This window comes from Calderihabitans maritimus, from assembly GCF_002207765.1.
Lineage (GTDB): Bacteria > Bacillota > KKC1 > Calderihabitantales > Calderihabitantaceae > Calderihabitans > Calderihabitans maritimus.
On record NZ_BDGJ01000216.1, the window covers coordinates 2,734 to 6,450 of the forward strand.

A 3,717-nucleotide genomic window follows, 5' to 3' on the forward strand; every position below is an offset into this window, starting at 1 on the left:
TCATAATATTCCCGGCGGGACGGGTCTGCTTTAACCAGGCCTTCCTTAATGTTTTGCGCCATTTTTACGGCCACTACCGGGTCCAGCCATATATGTGGGTCCGGCCCGGACATTTGCCCGACCGCCGGTTCCTCCCCGCGCTTTTCCGCCACTGCTTCCCATCCCTCTGAAGCATTAACTACTATCAGGTCCGGGTTTTCCAGCGCTTCCAAAACCTTTTCCAGCCACGGTTCCATGCCCAGGCCGTTATATATTAAAACCCGGGCCTCATTTAACCGAACCAGGGTCTGCACCCCGGGCTCCCAGTCGTGGGCTTCAACCCCCGGAGGTATCAGGTTAACCAGCCGGATCCGTTCACCGCCTATCTTATTGGCAAAGTCATATAGAGGGTAAATGGTAGTAGCGACAAGTATCTTCCCAGCGGAAGTAGGCTCCGGAGATTGGACGCCACATCCACCGGAGACCAACAGATAAACTGTCAAGAGTGCTCCCAGAAAAATCTTTTTCATAAGACCTTACCTCTAATTGCAAGTAATTTGCATTTGCATTTTTATTATATTATATGCACCTCCTTTAATCAATATTCCCCGCCTTATTTTGCCCCTCGCCGCCAGTAGACCATTCAAGTCAAGAACCGTCCCCAGCTTGATATACAAATCTTTCCAGTAAATTCTGGCGCTATTTGTTCTCGCCTATACCCCCATTCTTCACGAGGCAGCTCTATTATTTGCATTGGTTCCGGAAATCTGCGCAGGCCAAACTTAAAGCCATTTGGCGGGGACTGGGGGATGTAGGTAGCGAGACCCGAGCGCTAGTTTGCCAGCCGAGAACCTCCGGAGCCGACGCCTACATCCCCCAGCAAAGCTCGATTCCATGTCGCTTCGCTGCGAACAGTAGAGCTACATCAACCCTCAACTAACTGCCGCGCATTCTCCCGAAAGATCTGCCGGTAAATTTCATCCGGTAGCTTCAAATCCAATAAAGCCTTTACACTGCTCAAAGGGTGAAATTCCATGATGGGGAAATCGCTTCCGAAGATTATCCGCTCCCGGTACGTATGCAGAATCTCTTCCATTCTGTTGACCCTGAGCGGTAGCTCAGGGTTGCCAAAGACATAGGCCGTATCCAGGTAGATACCGGGGTATTCCTCTACCAGTTCCAGTGTCTGTTCCATGCGGAACATACCCATATGGGCCACCTGAGCCTTCAACCGAGGAAACTTGCGGAAAACGCGGGCCAGCCGGCGGGGGGCCTCCGGGTCATCCTCAAAGGGAAACCCGCCCGCATGGATGACCAGAACCTTCCCCCTTTCTTCCAGGGCCTCATAGATAGGAAAAAGTCCGGGATCGTCGGCAGCCAGGTCCTGAACCAACAGGTGAATTTTGAAACCGCAAAAATTCCACTCGTCCAGTGTTTTGCTGATGACTTCCTCAAGATTCTCGTCTTCCGGGTGGATGGAACCAAAAGGTACCAGCATGGGATACTTTTCTACCACGGACTTCATCCAGCGGTTGAGTTCCAGCGACATACCCGGTTTATGAGCGTAAGTCAGAAAAAAGGCCTTTTCTACCCCTATTTCCGTCAAAGACTGTATCAGCCGGGCCGTCGGTTCCTTAAAAGGTATCCTCCAACCCCGGCGGTCAAACCAGCGCCAGATGGCCTGAAACAGTCGTTCCGGAAACAGGTGTGTATGAGCGTCCCATAACGGATAACCGCCTACCACCTTACCACCCCATTTGCCCTGTGGTGAAACTTATTATAACACCCGGCCCCATACCTAACTATTACCCGGCGACGAATGGTTGATTCCCGGCACCCGACGGTCATAAAAAATAACCGGGTGGTGTCACCCGGTTTGATTGGGCTGGATGTCCTTTAATTCAATTAGGAGCGGCACTTCGTCGCAGTTGGGGAATTTGACGCAGTCAAAGCATTCTTTCCATGCTTTTTGGGGCAAAGCATCTTTCGGCACCCTGTGAAACCCGCATTTTTCAAAAAATCCCGGCTGGTAGGTAAGGGTGAAGACCTTTTCTATTCCCAACTGCCGGGCTTCTTCCAGCAGAGCCCGCACAATTTTCAAACCCAGGCCGTTTTTCACCCTCTCCGGGGCGATGGCCAGGGACCTTATCTCCGCCAGGTCGGTCCAGAGGATATGCAATGCCCCCACTCCCACGATCTTCCCCGCTTCTTCTACCACCAGGAAATCTCTCAGCCCCTCGCAAAGGGAATTGAGAGAACGGGGAAGCATCAACCCCTGGCTGGCATAAACGTTTATCAGTTCCTGGATAGCCGGAATGTCCCGGATATGGGCCTTGCGGATATTCATATCCTTCACCCCTGCAAAATTGATACTAATAATTATACAGGGGTTTGGATAAATATGCAATATTTTTCTTCAGCTCGATGTTACTCTATACCCCTCGCGACTACAGGTCAAATCCTTCTCCCGGTTTAAGCACCCTGCACTCAAGGCCTAGTTCTTTTTCCACGCGCTCTTTAAACTGGTAGGGATCCTGCTCAATTACCGGGAAGGTATTGTAGTGCATGGGAACAACTATATGCGGCTGTATCCACCGGGCCGCGGTAAAAGCATCCTCCGGCCCCATGACAAAGTTATCCCCGATGGGCAGTAGGGCCACATCGATCTTTTTTCCATTCGGCAGGGTCTCGCTTAGGATTCTCATGTCCCCGAACAGGCCCGTGTCGCCGGCATGATAAATAACCCGGCCATCCATCTCGAGGAGAAAGCCACACGGATTACCGGTGTAGTGGGTGCCCCCTCCGTCCACGACGGCCGAGCCGTGCAGCGCCTGGGTCAGCTTAACCCAGCCGAATTCAAACCGGCGAGCCCCTCCTATATGCATGGGATGGACTTTAGCCCCCCGGCGCTCACAGAAGGTGGCCAGCTCATATGGGGCAACCACGATAGCGTCGCATTTTTTAGAAATCTCCACCGCATCCCCCAGGTGGTCGGCATGACCGTGGGTAACCAGAACTGCATCGATATTCTGAACTTCTTCCACCTTCATGTCCGCCTGGGGGTTGCCCGTAAGCCACGGGTCAATAATCACCCTGTGTTTCTCACCGGTAATACAAAAACAAGCATGCCCGTGAAAGGTAACAGTAACCATCTGACAACCTCCTCCTATAATTCTTCCTGTTGTAAAAATTCCCGGGCCAACGCCGGGTAGCAGAAGCCGCTCTCCAACACTTCCCACTCAAAGTCCTTCTGCCCCAACTCCAGGTGTAAAATGTCGCCTTTCTCCAACAGGCCCTCCGCTTCCCTAGGAAGCTGTACCGGACCTACATCCCGGCCGTCCCTTAATCGTTTAAGACCTGCTCGACAGTCCAGCAAAACGGCAACCACTTCAAAGTTGCCCTGCACCCTGGCCAAATAGGGGGCATTGGCTAATAAGCCCATTTCCCTGGCCTTTTCCTTCCCCTCCAGTGCTGCCACATAACAGGTGTACGGGTCTCCCCGGAAAGGACTCAATACCTGCTCCAACCTGTACAGCCGGGGAAGGGCCTCCTCTAATGCCTCCCGTACCGGTGCGTAAAGGCGGGGAAGTTCAATCCCGTGGTGGGCATAGACCCACCGGCAGAACTTTTCCAGCACAGCCATCATCTTTCCTGCCGACGCCCGCACCTTGCCACGGGTATGGCGGATGAACCAGTAGGCCAGAAAATGCCGAAAATGTTCTTCCCTAAGGTCTTCCA

The 3,717-nt window shown here is 52.7% G+C and carries 4 protein-coding genes and 1 pseudogene; all 5 read right to left on the reverse strand.

The genetic code is table 11. The annotated features are described in order from the left end of the window. Window positions 1–509, reverse strand: a 509-nt coding sequence (locus KKC1_RS16460; RefSeq protein WP_192868296.1) for a metal ABC transporter solute-binding protein, Zn/Mn family, incomplete at its 3' end; no start/stop codon positions are given. Between the two features lie 395 nt (window positions 510–904). After that, the gene (locus tag KKC1_RS15580) at window positions 905–1,723 is read right to left on the reverse strand and encodes an amidohydrolase family protein (RefSeq protein WP_088555340.1); all 819 of its coding nucleotides are present in this window, start codon (window positions 1,721–1,723) and stop codon (window positions 905–907) included. Window positions 1,724–1,846: 123 nt separating this feature from the next. Next, on the reverse strand, window positions 1,847–2,326 hold the full coding sequence (locus tag KKC1_RS15585; protein ID WP_088555341.1) for an N-acetyltransferase: 480 nt from the start codon (window positions 2,324–2,326) through the stop codon (window positions 1,847–1,849). A 100-nt stretch (window positions 2,327–2,426) separates the two neighbouring features. Continuing rightward, window positions 2,427–3,131, reverse strand: a complete 705-nt coding sequence (locus KKC1_RS15590; protein ID WP_088555342.1) for a metal-dependent hydrolase — start codon at window positions 3,129–3,131, stop codon at window positions 2,427–2,429. 14 nt (window positions 3,132–3,145) lie between these two features. Then, window positions 3,146–3,717 (reverse strand): annotated as a pseudogene (locus tag KKC1_RS16465) (hypothetical protein); the annotation flags it as partial.

Excerpts from the sequence above, each read along its gene's own strand:
- KKC1_RS15585 (WP_088555341.1), bottom strand. The coding sequence starts at position 2,326 with ATGAATATCCGCAAGGCCCATATCCGGGACATTCCGGCTATCCAGGAA.
- KKC1_RS15590 (WP_088555342.1), bottom strand. The coding sequence starts at position 3,131 with ATGGTTACTGTTACCTTTCACGGGCATGCTTGTTTTTGTATTACCGGT.